This is a genomic window from Auraticoccus cholistanensis (genome assembly GCF_009742705.1).
Classification (GTDB): domain Bacteria; phylum Actinomycetota; class Actinomycetes; order Propionibacteriales; family Propionibacteriaceae; genus Auraticoccus; species Auraticoccus cholistanensis.
Genome location: NZ_WPCU01000003.1, coordinates 121,250 through 137,233, shown reverse-complemented (window position 1 = coordinate 137,233; position 15,984 = coordinate 121,250). Strand labels below are relative to the sequence as shown.

The window sequence follows — 15,984 nt, the reverse complement described above, 5'->3', positions numbered from 1 at the left end:
CACCCGGTCGCCCTCCCAGGGCTCGTCGGGCCAGGCCCCCGGTCGGCTCAGGGCGTGCTCGGCGCACAGCTCCGCCCGGTTCGGGGTCGACATGCCGGAAACCTACGCGGCAGCCCTCCGGCTGTCAGCCCCCGTCCCTAGGCTCGGGCCATGACACTGAGTCTCGGAGCAGTCACCGTCGACAGCCAGGAACCAGGCCCCCTCGCCCGCTGGTGGGCCGAGCAGCTGGGGGGCCGCATCGTGCAGGAGCACGGCGGGTTCTACTACCTGGTCAGCATCCCGTCCGGGGGCCAGGCGCTGGCCTTCCAGATGGTCGAGGACCCCACCCCCGGCAAGAACCGGCTGCACCTCGACCTGGTGGCCGACGCCTCGCTGGACGCCGAGGTCGACCGGCTGCTCGCGGCCGGCGCGACCGAGGTGGCCCGCCACGAGCTCGACGGCGGGTTCCGCTGGGTCACCCTCGCCGACCCGCAGGGCAACCTCTTCTGCGTCTCCCACTCCCACCTCGAGGAGGAGGGCACCGGCTGAGGACGGTCCCGCCGGCCCGGCCGCCCGCCCCGGGTCCCGCTGTCGGTGCGCCTCGTTAGGCTCGGCCCCATGCAGATCCCCCCGATGGGCGCGCACGTCGACCAGGTCGACCCGATCGCCGAGGCCCGGGCCCGCGGGGCCCAGCTGTCGCAGTTCTTCCTGGGCGACCCGCAGGGCTGGAAGGGTCCGGTCGTCCGCTACGCCGGCGGTGCCGAGGCGCTGCGGGCCGACGCCCAGGAGGCCGGGGTGACGCTGTACGTGCACGCCCCCTACGTGATCAACGTGGCCACCGCCAACAACCGCATCCGCATCCCCAGCCGCAAGCTGCTGCAGCAGACGGTCGACGCGGCGGCCCAGATCGGCGCGGCCGGCGTGGTCGTCCACGGCGGCCACGTCGGCAAGGACGACGACCCCGCGGTCGGCTTCGACAACTGGCGCAAGGCGGTCGAGCGGCTGGACGCCCCGGTGCCGGTGCTGATCGAGAACACCGCCGGGGGCGCCAACGCCATGGCCCGCCGTCTCGACCGCATCGCGCAGCTGTGGGAGGCCGTGCAGTCCGCCCCCGGCGGCGAGGACGTCGGCTTCTGCCTCGACACCTGCCACTTCCACGCCGGCGGTGAGGAGCTGGCCGGGCTGGTGGAGCGGGTCGTCGCGGTCACCGGCCGCATCGACCTGGTCCACGCCAACGACTCCCGCGACGCCTTCGACTCCGGCGCCGACCGGCACACCAGCTGGGGTCAGGGGCAGGTGGATCCGCAGGGCGCGCTGGAGGTGGTCCGCGAGGCCGGTGCGCCGGTCGTGGTGGAGACCCCGGGCGAGGGCCACGTCGCCGACCTGGAGTGGCTGCGCTCGGCCTTCGCCTGATCCACCGACCGGCTCAGCCGGCCGTCGGCCGTCCCCAGGACACCGCCTCCCGCACCCCCTCCGGCGCGGCGTCGCTGAGCTCGGCGTCGGGACGCGCCCCGAGGGCGTCGTTGACGGTCGAGAACGCCTGACGCATGGCGACGTAGACGGTGACGCCGAGGATCTGGCGGTCCTCCAGACCCACCTCGCGCAGCCTCTGCACGTCCTCGGCCGTGGTGCTGTTCGGGTCGCCCACCACCCGACGGGCCCACGCCGCGAGGACCTGCCGGCGCTCGTCCAGCCCGTGGTCGTCCCCGGTCAGGACAGCGCGGGCCACGTCGTCGCCGAGCACCCCGGCCAGCCGGCTGCCCCAGGCCAGGGCGCAGTAGGAGTCCCCGCGGCTGGCGGCGGCCGCCGAGACCAGGACGCCCTTGGTGACGAAGTCGATCCCACCGATCTCGGCGGCGCGCAGGGTCAGCGCCGCCCAGGCCTCGGACAGCTCGGGGGCGTGCGCCCAGACCCGGGTCAGGTTCATCACGTAGCCGACGTCCTCGCGGTCCTCGGCCATCAGCCGCTCGGCCGCCGCGCTGGCCGGCGCCTGACCCAGGAACCCTGCGGTGGTGTCCATGCCGACTCCTCGTCCGTCGCCTCCTGGGCAGCATCGCATCCCGCCACGCCGCAGGCACATAGTTGCTCCGACGACACTAGTTGCCGCACCGGAAAGTACTTGCTAGCCTGCCGGCATGGACGCACCCGACACCGCCCGCCAGCTGCTCGAGCAGGCCGACTCCCTCGCCGCCACGGCCCACCGCGACACCCGGTGGTACGCGCGCTGGCTGGTGCTGTTCGGGCTGCTGTCCCTGCTGACCTGCGCCCTCTTCGCCGCCTTCCCCGGCGCGCCCGCCGTGGTGCTGGGGATGTCGGTCTACGGGGTCGGGGTGGCCGCCCTCGTGGTCTGGGCCAGCCGTCGCGGGGCGGCCACCCGGTACATGACCCGGCTGCACCTCGCGGTGATGGCGGGCTTCGCGGTGATCTGGACCGCCACCATGGTCCTCGGCACCCGCAGCGACGACCCGGCGGTGGTCTTCCTCACCGGTGGCGGGCTGATCCTGCTGCTCACGGTGGCCGGCGCCTGGGTGGTCACCCGGCGCGGCGGGCGCCGGCCGTGACCGCCGCGCACCCGCGGCACCAGCTGGACGAGGTCGTGCACGCGCCCGTGCGGTTCTCGATCATGGCCTACCTCGCGGGGGTGGAGCGCGCCGAGTTCGCGCTGGTCCGCGACGCCGTCGAGGTGTCGGACTCCCAGCTGTCGAAGCAGGCGGCCACGCTCGAGACGGCCGGCTACCTCCAGATCACCAAGGGCCACGTCGGCAAGCGCCCGCGGACCTGGTTCGCGCTGACCCCGGCAGGACGGGAGGCCTTCGAAACCCACCTGACCACGCTGCGCCGGATCGCCGGCGGCCGCTGACCCGTCAGCCCGCCTGGCGCCGCAGCTCCCGCACCGCCTCCCGCAGCACCTCGACCGTCACCCCCGCCTCGGCGAGCACGTGGGCCGCCGCCCCGCCGCGGGCCAGCGCCAGCCCGAGCAGCACGTGCTCGGTGCCGATGTGGCGGTCCCGCAGCGCCAGCGCCTCGCGCAGCGACTGCTCCAGGACGCTCTTGGACGCCGCGTCGAAGGGGACGTGGTTCGGGCGGCCCGGCCCGCGCCGTCCGGCCACGGTCCGCTCCAGGGCGCCCGGGCCGAAGGACTCCTCCACCTGCCGGCGCACCGCGTCCAGGTCGATCCCCAGGCTGGCCAGCCGCTCGGCGTCCGGCGCGGCGCCGGGAGGTCCGGCGAAGCGGTCCACCGCCTCGCGGACGGCCGCCGCGCCCAGCCCGAGCGAGCGCAGCACGGCCGCCCCGCTCGACTCCGGCAGCCCCGGGGCGTCGAAGAGGGCGACCAGCAGGTTCTCGGTGCGGACCCTCTGCTGCCCCCGCGCCCGGGCGTCCTCCTGGGCGAGCACCACCACGCGGCGCGCCGGTCTGGTGAACCTCTCGAACATCGTCGTCCTCCCTCAGTGACCCAGTCGTCGGTACTTGCGGTGCACGGCCTGCTTGCTCACCTGGAGCACCGCCGCGATCTGCTGCCAGGACCACCCCTGCCGTCGGGCGTTGGCGACCTGCAGCTCCTCCAGCGACTCCTGCAGGACCCGCAGGGCCGCCACCGCGGCCAGTCCCTCGTGCGGGTCCTGGCTGGACGCCGCCGCCGCCACCCGTGTCGCATCGCTCATAGCGTCAACATAGGTTGACGACGATCAGCCGTCAACCTATGTTGACGATCAGGTGCTCCGCAGCCGGCCGTTACGCTCGACCCGTGACCCGCAGCGTCTACATCGCCTCCCCCGAGGGGGTGACCGGGAAGTCGACGGTCGCCCTGGGACTGCTCGACCAGCTGATCCGCGAGGTGGGCTCGGTGGCGGTGTTCCGCCCCCTGGTGCACGCCGACCAGCGCGACACCATCCTCGACCTGCTGCTGGACCAGCCCGGGATGGAGCAGGACTACGACGACGCCCGCGGTGTCAGCTACGAGGAGGCCCACAGCGACCCCGACGCCGCGCTCAGCCGCATCGTGGAGCTGCACGGGGAGCTGGCCGAGCGGCACCGGGCGGTGCTGGTGCTCGGCTCGGACTACACCGACGTCTCCACACCCACCGAGCTGACGCTGAACGCCCGGATCGCCTCCAACATCGGCGCCGCCGTGGTGCTGGTCGTGAGCGGCGTGGGCCGGGGCCCGGAGGAGGTGGCGGTCACCGCCGAGCAGGCGCGCAACGCCTTCCTGTCCCAGCACGCCCGCGTCCCCGCCGTGGTGGCGAACCGGGTCGCGCCGGAGGAGCTGGAGCAGACCCGCGCGCTGCTGGCGCGGCGCTTCCCCGACCTCACCACCGCCGCCCTGCCCGAGAGCCGGGTGCTCTCGGCCCCCTCGGTCGGACGCCAGCTCGCCGCGGTCGAGGCCCGGCTGCTGCGCGGCAACCCGGCCTGGCTGGAGCGGGAGTCGCTCGACCTGCTGGTCGCCGGGATGACCCTGCCGAACGTGCTGACGCGGCTGCGGCCCGAGACCACCGTGGTCTCGGCCTCCGACCGTCCGGAGATCCTGGCCGGGCTGGTGCTGGCGCACCGCTCCGGCACCTTCCCGCCGCTGGCCGGGATCATCCTGGTCGGCGGCTACGAGGTGCCCGAGTCCGTGCTCCGGCTGGTCGAGGGCGTCGACTCCGACCTGCCCATCGCGGTGACCGACCTGGGCACCTACACCACCGCCGAGAGGCTGTCGCGGCTGCACGGCCCGATGATCGTCGGGTCGACCCGCAAGGTGGAGGCGGCGCGGACGCTGTGGGCCGACAGCGTCGACCAGCGGGCGTTCTCGCGGGTGCTGGAGCTGCCGCCGGCCACCGTCCGGACCCCGCTGATGTTCGAGTACCAGCTGCTCGAGCGGGCACGCGCCGACCGCAAGCACGTCGTGCTCCCGGAGTCAGGCGACGACCGCATCCTCACCGCCGCGGCCATCCTGCTGCGGCGGGGCGTGGCCGACCTGACGCTGCTGGGGCAGGAGAACGAGGTCCGGGCGCGGGCGTCCACCCTGGGCCTGGACCTGGACGCGGCGCGGGTGGTCTCGCCCACCGACCCCGAGCTGGTGGAGCGGTTCGCCGCCGAGTACGCCCGGCTCCGCGCCCACAAGGGCGTCACCCTGGAGGAGGCCCGCGGGCGGGTCACCGACATCTCCTACTTCGGCACCATGATGGTGCAGCTGGGGATGGCGGACGGGATGGTCTCGGGTGCGGTGAACACCACCGCCCACACCATCCGGCCGGCCCTGGAGTTCGTGAAGACCCGGCCCGGGGTGCGCAGCGTGTCCAGCGTCTTCCTGATGTGCCTGGCGGACCGGGTGCTGGTCTACGGCGACTGCGCGGTCATCCCGGACCCGACCGCCGAGCAGCTGGCCGACATCGCCATCTCCTCCGCCGACACCGCCCGCGCCTTCGACGTCGAGCCGCGGGTGGCCATGCTGTCCTACTCCACCGGCAGCAGCGGGTCGGGCGCGGAGGTCGAGAAGGTCCGCCGGGCCACCGAGCTGGTCCGCGAGCGGGCGCCGGAGCTGCCGCTGGAGGGACCGATCCAGTACGACGCGGCGATCGACCCCGACGTGGCCCGCACCAAGCTGCCCGGCTCCTCCGTCGCCGGCCGGGCCACGGTGTTCGTCTTCCCCGACCTGAACACCGGGAACAACACCTACAAGGCGGTGCAGCGCAGCGCCGGCGCGGTCGCCGTCGGCCCGGTGCTGCAGGGGCTGAACAAGCCGGTCAACGACCTGTCCAGGGGCGCCCTGGTCGACGACATCGTCAACACCGTGGCCATCACCTGCGTGCAGGCCCAGACCCTCTGAACGCGCGGGCGGACGGGCGAGGCGGAGCCGGCGGGCCCGGGGTGGATAGCGTGCCCGCATGAGCACCGTCCTCGTCCTCAACAGCGGGTCCTCGTCGCTGAAGTACCGGCTGGTGGACGTCGAGGCCGGCCGCCCGCTGGCCGAGGGGGTGGTGCAGCGCATCGGCGAGGAGGAGTCGACGTTCTCCCACACCGGCGCGCCGGGATGGGCGGCCGGTGAGGGGCACCGGGTCGCCGACCACGCCGAGGCCCTCGAGTTCGCCGCCGCGGCCTTCGCCGAGCACGGGCCCGACCTCGAGCAGGCGGGGCTGACCGCGATCGGCCACCGGGTGGTGCACGGCGGCGACCGTTCCGAGCCGGCCGTGATCACCCCGGAGGTGCTGGCCGAGATCGAGGAGCTGCAGGTGCTGGCCCCGCTGCACAACCGGGCCGCCGCCACCGGCATCCGCGCCGCCCAGGCGCTGCACCCCGAGCTGCCGCACGTGGCCGTCTTCGACACCGCGTTCTTCGCCTGCCTGCCGGCCGCCTCGCGCACCTACGCCATCGACCGCCAGGTGGCCCGCGAGCACCGGATCCGCCGCTACGGCTTCCACGGCACCTCCCACGACTTCGTCTCGGCCCGGGCGGCGGAGCTGGTGGGGCGTCCCCGCTCCGAGCTGCGCCAGGTCGTGCTGCACCTGGGCAACGGGGCCTCGGTCTCGGCGGTCGACGGCGACCGCCCGGTCGACACGTCGATGGGCCTGACCCCGCTGGAGGGGCTGGTGATGGGCACCCGCAGCGGCGACCTGGACCCGGCCGTGCTGCTCACCCTGGCCCGCGCCGGCTGGACCACCGAGGACCTCGACACGCTGCTGAACCGGCGCTCGGGGCTGCTGGGGCTGAGCGGGGTGAACGACTTCCGCGAGCTCACCCGCCGGCTGGCCGCCGGCGACCCGGACGCCCGGCTCGCCCACGACGTCTACCTGCACCGGCTGGTGCGCTACGTCGGCGGCTACCACGCGCTGCTGGGCGGCGCGGACCTGCTCGTCTTCACCGCCGGAGTCGGCGAGAACAACCCGGCGCTGCGGGCCGCGCTGGTCGACCGGCTGCGCCCGCTCGGCTTCGTGCTGGACGCCGAGGCCAACGCCGCGCCTGCGCAGGGCCCCCGGGTGGTCTCGGCGCCCGGCTCACCGGTCACGGTGGCCGTCGTCCCCACCGACGAGGAGCTGGCCATCGCACGCCAGACGGTGGCCGTGCTGCGATGATCGACCGGCACCCGTCGCCCGAGGAGGAGCCATGAGCCGTACCGCCCCCGACATCAGCCGGCTGACCACCGAGTCCGTCGACGAGTCGCTGGCCGACCTGGACACCCGGTCGGTGGCCGAGCTGGCGGCCACGATGAACCGGCGCGACCACGACGTGCCCCGCGCCGTCGAGGCCGCCCTGCCCCAGATCAGCGCCGCCATCGAGGCCGTGGTGGAGCGGATGGAGCGCGGCGGGCGGCTGGTCTACGTCGGCGCCGGCACCCCCGGGCGGCTCGGCGTGCTGGACGCCTCGGAGTGCGTGCCCACCTTCAACACGCCCCCGGAGCTGGTCACCGGGCTGATCGCCGGTGGCGCCCAGGCGCTGACCACGGCCGTGGAGGGCGCCGAGGACTCCGAGGAGCTGGGACGCGACGACGTGCTGGCCCTGGGGCTGCGTCCGGAGGACACCGTGGTCGGGATCGCCTCCAGCGGCCGGACGCCCTACGTGGTCTCGGCCGTGCGCACCGCCCGGGCAGCGGGCGCGCTGACCGTCGGGCTCTCCTGCAACCCCGGCGCGGAGCTCTCGCAGCTGGTCGAGCACGCCATCGAGGTGGTGGTGGGTCCGGAGCTCATCACGGGCTCGACCCGGCTGAAGTCGGGCACCGCGCAGAAGCTCGTGCTCAACATGATCTCGACCATCACCATGATCCGCCTGGGCAAGACGTACGGGAACCTGATGGTCGACGTCCGGGCCTCCAACGAGAAGCTGGTCGCCCGCGCCACCGGCATCGTGCAGCGGATCACCGGCGTGGACGCCGAGACGGCCTCGGCCGTCCTCCACGAGACCGACCTGCAGGTCAAGGACGCCGTGGTGCGGCTGCGGCTCGGCGTCTCCACCGAGGAGGCCCGGGCCCGGCTGCAGGCCGCCGGCGGACGGCTGCGGGTGGCCCTCGGCGAGGCCTGACCCGCGGGTGGTCCACTAGCCTGTCGGCCATGACGACTGCACTGGTGACCGGGGCGACGGCGGGCATCGGGGCGACCTTCGCCCGGCACCTGGCCTCGCGCGGTCACGACCTGGTCCTGGTGGCGCGGGACGAGGCGCGGCTGCGGTCCAGCGCGGCCGAGCTGTCGCGGGTCTACGGCGTCGACGTCGAGGTGCTCCGCGCCGACCTCGCCGACCGGGAGCAGACGCTGCAGGTGGCCGCCCGGGTCGAGGACCCGGAGCGACCGGTCGACCTGGTGGTCAACAACGCGGGCTTCGGGCTCCACAGCCGTCTGCTGGACCCCGACACCAGCACCCACGAGCGCGCCCTGGACGTGATGTGCCGGGCGGTGCTGCTGATCGGCGGTGCCGCCGGGCGGGCGATGCGCGACCGCGGCCGCGGCACCATCATCAACGTGGCCAGCACGGCCGGCTGGATCACCCTGGGCCACTACTCGGCGATCAAGTCCTGGGTCACCGTGTACACCGAGGGGCTGGCGGTCGAGCTGGCAGGCACGGGGGTGACGGCCACCGCGCTGAACCCGGGCTGGGTGCACACCGAGTTCCACTCCCGCGCCGGGATCGGGGCCGGCAAGATCCCCGAGGTGGCGTGGGTCGACGTCGACCGGCTGGTCACCGAGTGCCTGGACGACGCCGAGCACGGCCGGGTGATCAGCATCCCCACCCGCCGCTGGAAGGTCGCCATCCAGCTCGCCCGCCACCTCCCCCGCCGCACCATCCGCTGGGTGTCGGGCAAGCTCAGCTCCTCCCGCCGCTCGCACTGACCGCCCCCGGCCGAGAGAGCCGTCGACGAAAGGCACCGCCGCCATGACCGAGTCCGCCCTGGACGCCGTCCCCGACCCCCGCGAGGCTCCTCCGGTCCGCTGGGGCGTCGTCGCCCCGGGCGGCATCGGCCACACCTTCACCCGCGCCGTGCAGCAGCACACCCGCTCGGAGGTGGTCGCCGTCGGGTCCCGCAGCGCCGAGCGGGCCGCCGCCTTCGCCGCCGAGCACGGCATCGCCCGCAGCCACGGCAGCTACCAGGAGCTCGTCGCCGACGAGGAGGTGGAGGCCGTCTACGTGGCCTCGCCGCACTCCAACCACGCCGAGCAGGCGCTGCTGGCCATCGAGGCCGGCAAGCACGTGCTGGTCGAGAAGGCCTTCACCCGCAACCGGGCCGAGGCCGAGCGGGTGCTCTCGGCGGCCGAGGAGCGCGGCGTCTTCGCGATGGAGGCCATGTGGACCCGGCACCTGCCGCACGTGGCCGTGCTGAAGCGGCTGATCGCCGAGGGCGCGGTCGGCGACGTCGTCTCGGTCACCGCCGAGCACGGGCAGTTCTTCCCCTTCGACCCGACGCACCGCCTCTACGCCCCCGAGCTGGCCGGCGGCGCCCTGCTCGACCTCGGCGTCTACCCGCTGGCCTTCCTGCTGGACGTGCTCGGCGCGCCGGAGTCCGTCAGCGCCACCGGGGTGCTCACCGAGACCGGGGTGGACGGCCTGGTGACCGCCGTCCTCGGCTACCCCGGACGCACCCAGGGGGTCGCCCACACCACCCTGTGGTCCCGCACGCCCAACACGGCCGCCATCTGCGGCACCGCCGGGCGGATCGAGATCGAGCGCACCTACTTCGTCCCCACGGTGTTCACGGTGGTCCCGCACGAGGGGGACGAGCTGCGGGTGGACGGACGCGTCGAGGGCGGCTTCCAGTACCAGATCGCCGAGGCGGCCCGGCGCATCGCCGCCGGTGAGCAGCAGAGCCCGCGGATGTCGTGGCAGCACAGCCTGGACCTGATGGCGGTGATGGACGAGATCCGCCGCCAGGTGGGCGTCGTCTTCCCGAACGAGTGAGCGCCTACCGCGGCTGAGCGGGTCGGTCAGGAGGGGGGGGCGGGACGGTCAGGAGCGCGGGCGGTCCTCCGGGCCGGGGCCCTGCTCGGGTGCCGCACCACCCATCGAGGTGCTGCCCCCGTCGGGACCGCGACCGGCGGCACCCTCCCCGGGCACGTCGCGGTGGAGGTCCTGCTGCTCCGACAGGTCCCGACCCTGGGTGTGCTGCTGGTCGGCGTCGCCACCGCCGCGGTGCTCGTCGTGCACACCGCGCCGGGGGCCCTCCGGGTCGAGCCGCTCGGCCTTCTGCACGGTCTCGTGGTGCTCGGCCCGGCGCGCCTCGGCGGTGGACGCCTTCTCCTCGGCGGCGGCCTCGAGCCGTTCGGCCTCGGCGGCACGCCGCTCCGCCTGGGCCGCCCGCTGCTCGGCCTCGGCGGCCTCCACGTCGGCCTCGGCCTTGGCGCGGCGGGCCTCCGCCTTGGCGCTGCGGGCCTCGGCGTCGCTCTCGCGCACGGCGACCTGCTGCTCGGCGGAGCGCTCCCGCAGCTCCGCGGCGCGCCGGCGGTTCACCGCCCTGCGTCCCCGGGTGACCAGCAGCGCGACCACGGCGGCCAGGACCAGCACCGCCACGACCACGACGATCCAGATGATGGTCGACCTGTCCATGGGCAGACTCCGTCCTCGGTTGCTTGCCGGGACCTTCTCCACTCCGGCCACGCTCAAACACCCGCGGCCCGCCACCCCCTGCTCCCCCGTCGCCCCCTGCTCGCCGTCGCCCCCCTGCTCGCCGTCGTCCCCTGCTCGCCGTCGTCCACTGTTCACCCTCCGACCACCCACCGGCCCGACCGCCTCTGGCAGGGTCGGACCATGCGCAACCGATCACCCCGCCGGTCGCTCGCCGTCGCCACGGCCACCGTGCTCGGAGCCGCCGCGCTCGCCCCGGCCCTGGCTCCGCCCGCCGGCGCGGCACCGGCCACCGACGTGCGGGTGGCCACCTTCAACGCCTCGCTCAACCGGGCCACCGAGGGAGAGCTGGTCGCCGACCTCTCCACCCCGGACGACCCGCAGGCCCGGGCGGTGGCCGAGATCGTGCAGCGGACCCGTCCCGACGTGCTCGTGGTGCAGGAGTTCGACCACGACGCCGAGGGACGCGCGGTCCGGCTCTTCGCCGAGAACTACCTGGGCCGCTCCCAGGCGGGCGCCGCGCCGGTGGAGTACCCCTACAGCTTCAGCGCCCCGGTCAACACCGGCGTCCCGAGCGGCTTCGACCTCAACGGCGACGGCACCGTCGGCGGGCCCGACGACGCCTGGGGCTTCGGCGCCTTCCCGGGCCAGTACGGGATGGTGGTGTACTCCCGCCACCCCATCGCGCTCGAGGACGTGCGGACCTTCCAGCACTTCCGCTGGGCCGACATGCCCGGGGCGCTGCTCCCCGACGACCCGGCCACGCCGGAGCCGGCCGACTTCTACAGCCCCGAGGAGCTGGCCCGGCTGCCGCTGTCGAGCAAGTCCCACTGGGACGTCCCGGTGCGCGTCGGCGGGCGGACGGTGCACCTGCTGACCAGCCACCCGACCCCGCCCGTCTTCGACGGACCCGAGGACCGCAACGGGCGGCGCAACAGCGACGAGATCCGGTTCTGGGCCGACTACGTCTCCGGTCTGGCGGCCTCGCGCCACGTCTACGACGACCAGGGACGCCGCGGCGGGCTCCGCGCCGGTGCGGCCTTCGTGGTGGCGGGCGACCTCAACTCCGACCCCCGCGACGGCGACTCGCTGCCGGGGTCGATCGACCAGCTGCTGGAGCACCCGCGGGTGGGCACCGGCCGGCCGCCGGCGAGCGAGGGGGCGGTGGAGGCGAGCCGGCTGCAGGGCGGCGTCAACGACGACCACCGAAGCCCCGCCGCGCACGACACCGCCGACTTCGCCGAGCCGCCGGGCAACATCCGGGCCGACTACGTGCTGCCGAGCCGCCAGCTCCGGGTGCGCGACTCCGGCGTCTTCTGGCCCCGCAGCGACGACCCGCTGTCCCGGCTCACCGGGACCTTCCCCTTCCCCTCCTCCGACCACCGCCTCGTCTGGGTGGACCTGCGGGTGCCCGGCGGGCCCGCGGCCTGAGCCGTGCGGCCGGGACGGGGCACGGGCGTGAGCGGCCAGAGTGCGACCATGCTGGCCATGGGCCTAGTCTGAGCGGGTGCAAGGGAGAGAGCGCTACACCTCGAGGGTGCACGCAGGCGCCCGTTTCGTGGCGCAGCGGGGTCTCCTCCGGCCGGTGGTGTGGGGCATCACCGACGTGCAGGTGCACGGCCGGGAGAACCTGGACAACTTCAACGGGCCCTACGTGGTGGTGTCCAACCACAGCAGCCACCTGGACACCCCGCTGATCATGGGCGCGCTCCCCCGTCGGCTGTCGCGCTACCTCGCCGCCGGAGCCGCCGCCGACTACTTCTTCAAGAAGTGGTGGATCGCCGCGCCGACCGCCCTGTTCTTCAACGCCTTCCCGGTCGAGCGCGCCGGGCTCCGCAACCGCAAGGGCCTGGCCGGCAAGCTGCTGGCCGACGGCGTGCCGCTGCTGCTGTTCCCCGAGGGCACCCGCTCGCGCACCGGCCAGATGGCCCCCTTCAAGCCGGGCGCGGCGGCGCTGTGCATCAGCCGCAACGTGCCCTGCATCCCGATCGCACTGGTCGGCGCCCACGAGGCGATGCCGCACGGCCACGGCTGGGTCCGGCGCGGCCGCCCGCAGGTGCACGTGGTGATCGGCAGCCCGATGTGGGCGCGCCCGGGCGAGGCCGCGGCCCGCTTCTCCGAGCGCATCTCCAAGGTCATCCGCGACATGCACGACCAGACCGCCACGACCGTCGGGCTGCCGCGGCTGATCGAGTACGCCAGCCGTGCCGCCGAGCAGGAGGCCCGGCGCGCCGTGCTGTCGCGGGGCGACGGCCGCTCCCTCGAGGTGATCGAGGAGCAGGCCCAGCAGGCGCTCGGCACGGACGAGAGCGAGGACCCGGGCGAGCTCACCGCACCGACCCCGCTGCGGCCGCCGCGGGAGGCGGCGTCGCCGGCGCGCGTCCGCCCGGGCGACGTGGTGCGGCGGGTACGCCGGGCGGCGTCCACGGCGCGCCGGGTGCTCCCGGGCGGTCGCCGGCGCAGCAACCAGGACACGGACGGGACGCACCGGCGTCCCACCGACGGCGAGGACCACGGTCCGGCCAGGGAGGAGACGGCGTGAAGGGCGTCAAGCACATGAAGTGGTGGGGGTGGGGCGTCGACGGCGTCTCGTTCCACCACGAGGACAAGCCGCGGCTGGCACCCTTCGTGCTGGAGAAGGTGGGCATCGACATCACCACCCCCGCGGCGAACGCCCCGCTCACGTTCGACCAGCTCGACATCCCCGCACCGCGGGTGGACGACGCGCTGCGCACCGCGCTGGCGGGCGTCGTCGGCGCGGACTCGGTGACCAGCGACGACATGGAGCGCCTGGTCCACACCTTCGGCAAGAGCGTGCGGGACCTCGTGCGCATCCGGCGCGGCCAGCTGGGCCGGATGCCGGACCTGGTCGTCTACCCCGCGACCACCGAGGAGGTGGCCGGTGTCGTGGACGCCGTGGTGGCCGCCGACGCGGTGCTGATCCCCTTCGGCGGCGGCAGCAACATCGCCGGCTCGCTCGAGGTGCCTGCCGGGGAGACCCGTGTCGTGGTCTCGCTGGACCTCGGCCGGATGAACAAGGTCGTCGAGATCGACGAGGAGGCCGGTCTGGCGCTGATCCAGGCCGGCGCGCAGGGCCCGGACCTGGAGGAGCAGCTCGCGGCGCGCGGCTTCACCATCGGCCACTTCCCCGACTCCTTCAGCCACTCCACCCTCGGCGGCTGGATCGCCACCCGCTCCTCCGGCATGCAGTCCGACCGCTACGGCGACATCGCCGACATCACCCGCGGGCTGACCATGGTGATGCCGGGCGAGGTGCTGACCCTGCGTCCCCTGCCCAGCAGCTCCACCGGGCCGTCGGTGCGCGAGATGGTGCTGGGCAGCGAGGGCCGGCTCGGCGTCATCACCGAGGCCTGGGTGAACGTCAAGCCGGTCCCGGAGAAGCGCGTCATCCTCGGCTACTTCTTCCCCGACTTCGCCACCGGCCTGCGGGCGCTGCACGAGATCCACCGCTCCGACGCCACCCCGCTGGTGGCCCGGATCTCCGACGAGCGCGAGACCCAGTTCTCGCTGGCCACCTCCAAGGCGAGCAAGGGCGTCAGCAAGTACGTCACCAAGGCGCTGATGGCCTACCTGGTCCGCAGGGGCTGGGACCTGGACAAGCTGTGCCTGAGCTTCATCGGCTACGAGGGCAGCCGGTCCCACGTGGCGCTGCAGCAGCGGCTGGTGCGCGAGATCGTCACCCGCCACGGCGGCATCGTGGTCGGCAAGGGCCCCGGGGTGCTGTACGACCAGAAGAAGTTCGACACCCCCTACATCCGCGACTTCCTGCTCGACCGCGGCGCGGCGGCGGACGTCTCGGAGACCGCGGCGCCGTGGTCGAAGCTCAAGCCGCTCTACGACGAGGTGATCGCCTCGGCCGAGAAGGCCTTCGCCGAGATCGGCTGCCAGGGCTACGTGATGTGCCACCTGTCGCACAACTACCACTCCGGCGCCTGCCTGTACTTCACCTTCGCCATCGCCCACGAGGGTCCGGACGTGCTCGACCGCTACGACGTGGTGAAGCGGGCCATCCAGTCCGCCTTCATCCGCTGCGGCGGCACCCTGTCCCACCACCACGGGGTCGGCGTGGAGCACTCGCCGTGGCTGGCCGACGACATCTCCGAGGCCGGGCAGACGATGATCTCGCGGCTGTTCCAGGCCACCGACCCGGGCTCCAACCTGAACCCCGGCAAGGTCGTGCACACCGGAGAGCCCGGCATCTCGGTGCTCAGCAACCCCGCGTCCTGACACCGGCGGGCCGGGTCGGTGCGTCCGACCCGGCCGCGCGGAACTGTCAGACCCGGTCCGTAGATTCGGGGCATGTCGACCAGCAGTGACGCCGCCGCCGGGCTGCTGGCCGACGCCCGGGCGCACCAGGCCGCCGAGCAGGCCGCCGCCGACTGGGCCGATCTGCACCCGCCGGTCGAGGACGTCGCCGAGGCCACCTGGCAGGGCCGCCCCAGCGGGGTGCCGCTGGCTGGTGCCGGCACCCCAGCCGTGGACGGTGCCTGCGTGGCCGAGCTCGCCGCCGCGCTGCGCTGCTCCACCGACGCCGGCAGCGCGCTGGTCGGGCAGGCCCTCGAGCTGCGCCACCGCCTCCCCCGCCTCTGGTCGCTCGTCCACCGCGGTGAGGTGGCCGCGTGGCAGGCCCGCCGGGTCGCCGCCCGCACCACGACCCTCACCGTCGAGGCCGCCCGGTTCGTCGACGACCAGGTCGCCGCCGTGGCCGGCCGGATCTGCCCGACCCAGCTCGACCGGCTCATCACCGCCGCGATCCTGCGGTTCATGCCCCATGAGGCCGAACGGCAACGGCTGGCCGCCGCCGATAGTCGTCGCTTCGACATCTCCCACGACCGCGACGGGACGAGCTCCGGCCTCGCCGAGGTGACCGGTTGGCTCGACCTGCCCGACGCCCTCGACCTCGACGCCGCCGTCACCGACGGTGCCCGCGCGCTGGCCGAGGCCGGCTGCGACGCCTCGTTGGACGTGCGCCGCTCGATGGCCGTCGGCGAGCTGGCCCGCCACCAACCGGCTCTCGACCTCGACCCTTCCTCGGACGGCCAGACCGCTGAGGCTGCTCCGGCACCCCGACCCCGGGTGCCCGTGACGCTGTACCTGCACCTGCCCGCGGAGTCCCTCGAGTCAGCAGATGCTCCGGGTTGGGTCGGCAACACCGGCATCCCCGTCACCGCGGGGCAGATCCGCGACTGGTGCGGCCGCCCCGGCAGCCGCATCACCGTCCGCCCGGTCGTCGACCTCAACACCGACCAGACGGTGCCGGGCTACGAGGTGCCGGACCGGATCCGCGAGCACATCGCCCTCCGCGACCGCACCTGCGTCTTCCCCTGGTGCAGCCGACCCGCCCACCCACACCCACCACGCACCCGTGGCACCGACGGCGAACCCGGCTGGTCGACCGACGCCGACCACATCGTCCCCTGGAGCACCGGCGGCACCACCGCCACCGACAACCTCGCCCCA

General features: G+C 74.3%; 16 protein-coding genes and 1 pseudogene. 13 read left to right on the top strand and 4 right to left on the bottom strand.

Annotation, left to right across the window (positions count from 1 at the left end):
* Positions 1–150 precede the first annotated feature (150 nt).
* The gene (locus tag GC722_RS01625) at positions 151–528 is read left to right on the top strand and encodes a VOC family protein (RefSeq protein WP_156607362.1); all 378 of its coding nucleotides are present in this window, start codon (positions 151–153) and stop codon (positions 526–528) included.
* A 69-nt stretch (positions 529–597) separates the two neighbouring features.
* Complete coding sequence (locus GC722_RS01620) at positions 598–1,392, top strand: deoxyribonuclease IV (RefSeq protein ID WP_156607360.1); 795 nt, start codon at positions 598–600, stop codon at positions 1,390–1,392.
* 13 nt (positions 1,393–1,405) lie between these two features.
* On the opposite strand, the gene GC722_RS01615 is transcribed toward GC722_RS01620, so the two are convergent.
* Positions 1,406–1,999: a carboxymuconolactone decarboxylase family protein gene (locus GC722_RS01615; RefSeq protein ID WP_156607358.1), complete on the bottom strand. Its 594-nt coding sequence runs from the start codon at positions 1,997–1,999 to the stop codon at positions 1,406–1,408.
* Between the two features lie 115 nt (positions 2,000–2,114).
* Here GC722_RS01615 and GC722_RS01610 point away from each other — a divergent pair, with 115 nt between their 5' ends.
* Together GC722_RS01610 and GC722_RS01605 are read left to right on the top strand one after the other, a co-directional pair.
* Complete coding sequence (locus GC722_RS01610; protein WP_156607356.1) at positions 2,115–2,540, top strand: hypothetical protein; 426 nt, start codon at positions 2,115–2,117, stop codon at positions 2,538–2,540.
* A complete protein-coding gene (locus GC722_RS01605) occupies positions 2,537–2,839 on the top strand; it encodes a winged helix-turn-helix domain-containing protein (protein ID WP_331714279.1) in 303 nt (100 codons plus the stop codon). Before GC722_RS01610 ends, GC722_RS01605 begins: the two co-directional genes overlap by 4 nt.
* 4 nt (positions 2,840–2,843) lie before the next feature.
* On the opposite strand, the gene GC722_RS01600 is transcribed toward GC722_RS01605, so the two are convergent.
* Positions 2,844–3,413 carry a Clp protease N-terminal domain-containing protein gene (locus GC722_RS01600; protein ID WP_156607354.1) on the bottom strand — a complete coding sequence of 190 codons (570 nt, stop codon included), beginning with the start codon at positions 3,411–3,413 and terminating at the stop codon, positions 2,844–2,846.
* A 12-nt stretch (positions 3,414–3,425) separates the two neighbouring features.
* Positions 3,426–3,641, bottom strand: a complete 216-nt coding sequence (locus GC722_RS01595; RefSeq protein ID WP_156607352.1) for a helix-turn-helix domain-containing protein — start codon at positions 3,639–3,641, stop codon at positions 3,426–3,428.
* 83 nt (positions 3,642–3,724) lie between these two features.
* Here GC722_RS01595 and pta point away from each other — a divergent pair, with 83 nt between their 5' ends.
* Genes pta through GC722_RS18780 form a run of 5 tightly spaced genes read left to right on the top strand, consistent with a single transcriptional unit; the run spans position 3,725 to position 9,840 of the window.
* Entirely contained in the window at positions 3,725–5,788 is a 2,064-nt protein-coding gene (pta, locus tag GC722_RS01590) for a phosphate acetyltransferase (RefSeq protein WP_331714278.1), read from the top strand.
* Positions 5,789–5,846: 58 nt separating this feature from the next.
* Positions 5,847–7,031: an acetate/propionate family kinase gene (locus GC722_RS01585; RefSeq protein WP_156607347.1), complete on the top strand. Its 1,185-nt coding sequence runs from the start codon at positions 5,847–5,849 to the stop codon at positions 7,029–7,031.
* A gap of 31 nt (positions 7,032–7,062) precedes the next feature.
* A complete protein-coding gene (gene murQ / locus GC722_RS01580; protein WP_156607346.1) occupies positions 7,063–7,974 on the top strand; it encodes an N-acetylmuramic acid 6-phosphate etherase in 912 nt (303 codons plus the stop codon).
* Positions 7,975–8,003: 29 nt separating this feature from the next.
* The gene (locus tag GC722_RS01575) at positions 8,004–8,777 is read left to right on the top strand and encodes an SDR family NAD(P)-dependent oxidoreductase (RefSeq protein WP_156607345.1); all 774 of its coding nucleotides are present in this window, start codon (positions 8,004–8,006) and stop codon (positions 8,775–8,777) included.
* A gap of 43 nt (positions 8,778–8,820) precedes the next feature.
* Positions 8,821–9,840 (top strand): Gfo/Idh/MocA family protein, encoded by a 1,020-nt coding sequence (locus tag GC722_RS18780; RefSeq protein WP_156607344.1) that lies wholly within the window; start codon positions 8,821–8,823, stop codon positions 9,838–9,840.
* A 48-nt stretch (positions 9,841–9,888) separates the two neighbouring features.
* Here GC722_RS18780 and GC722_RS01565 read toward each other — a convergent pair whose 3' ends face one another.
* The gene (locus GC722_RS01565; RefSeq protein WP_156607343.1) at positions 9,889–10,485 is read right to left on the bottom strand and encodes a hypothetical protein; all 597 of its coding nucleotides are present in this window, start codon (positions 10,483–10,485) and stop codon (positions 9,889–9,891) included.
* 201 nt (positions 10,486–10,686) lie between these two features.
* Between GC722_RS01565 and GC722_RS01560 the strand changes: the two genes are divergently transcribed.
* The 4 genes and pseudogenes from GC722_RS01560 to GC722_RS01545 form a co-directional block, all read left to right on the top strand.
* Complete coding sequence (locus tag GC722_RS01560; RefSeq protein ID WP_156607342.1) at positions 10,687–11,934, top strand: endonuclease/exonuclease/phosphatase family protein; 1,248 nt, start codon at positions 10,687–10,689, stop codon at positions 11,932–11,934.
* Between the two features lie 76 nt (positions 11,935–12,010).
* Positions 12,011–12,727, top strand: a pseudogene (locus GC722_RS18005) (lysophospholipid acyltransferase family protein); the annotation flags it as partial.
* 314 nt (positions 12,728–13,041) lie between these two features.
* Positions 13,042–14,751: an FAD-binding oxidoreductase gene (locus GC722_RS01550; RefSeq protein WP_331714277.1), complete on the top strand. Its 1,710-nt coding sequence runs from the start codon at positions 13,042–13,044 to the stop codon at positions 14,749–14,751.
* Positions 14,752–14,823: 72 nt separating this feature from the next.
* Positions 14,824–15,984 (top strand): HNH endonuclease signature motif containing protein (locus GC722_RS01545; protein WP_156607642.1); only part of this gene is annotated, 1,161 nt, incomplete at its 3' end.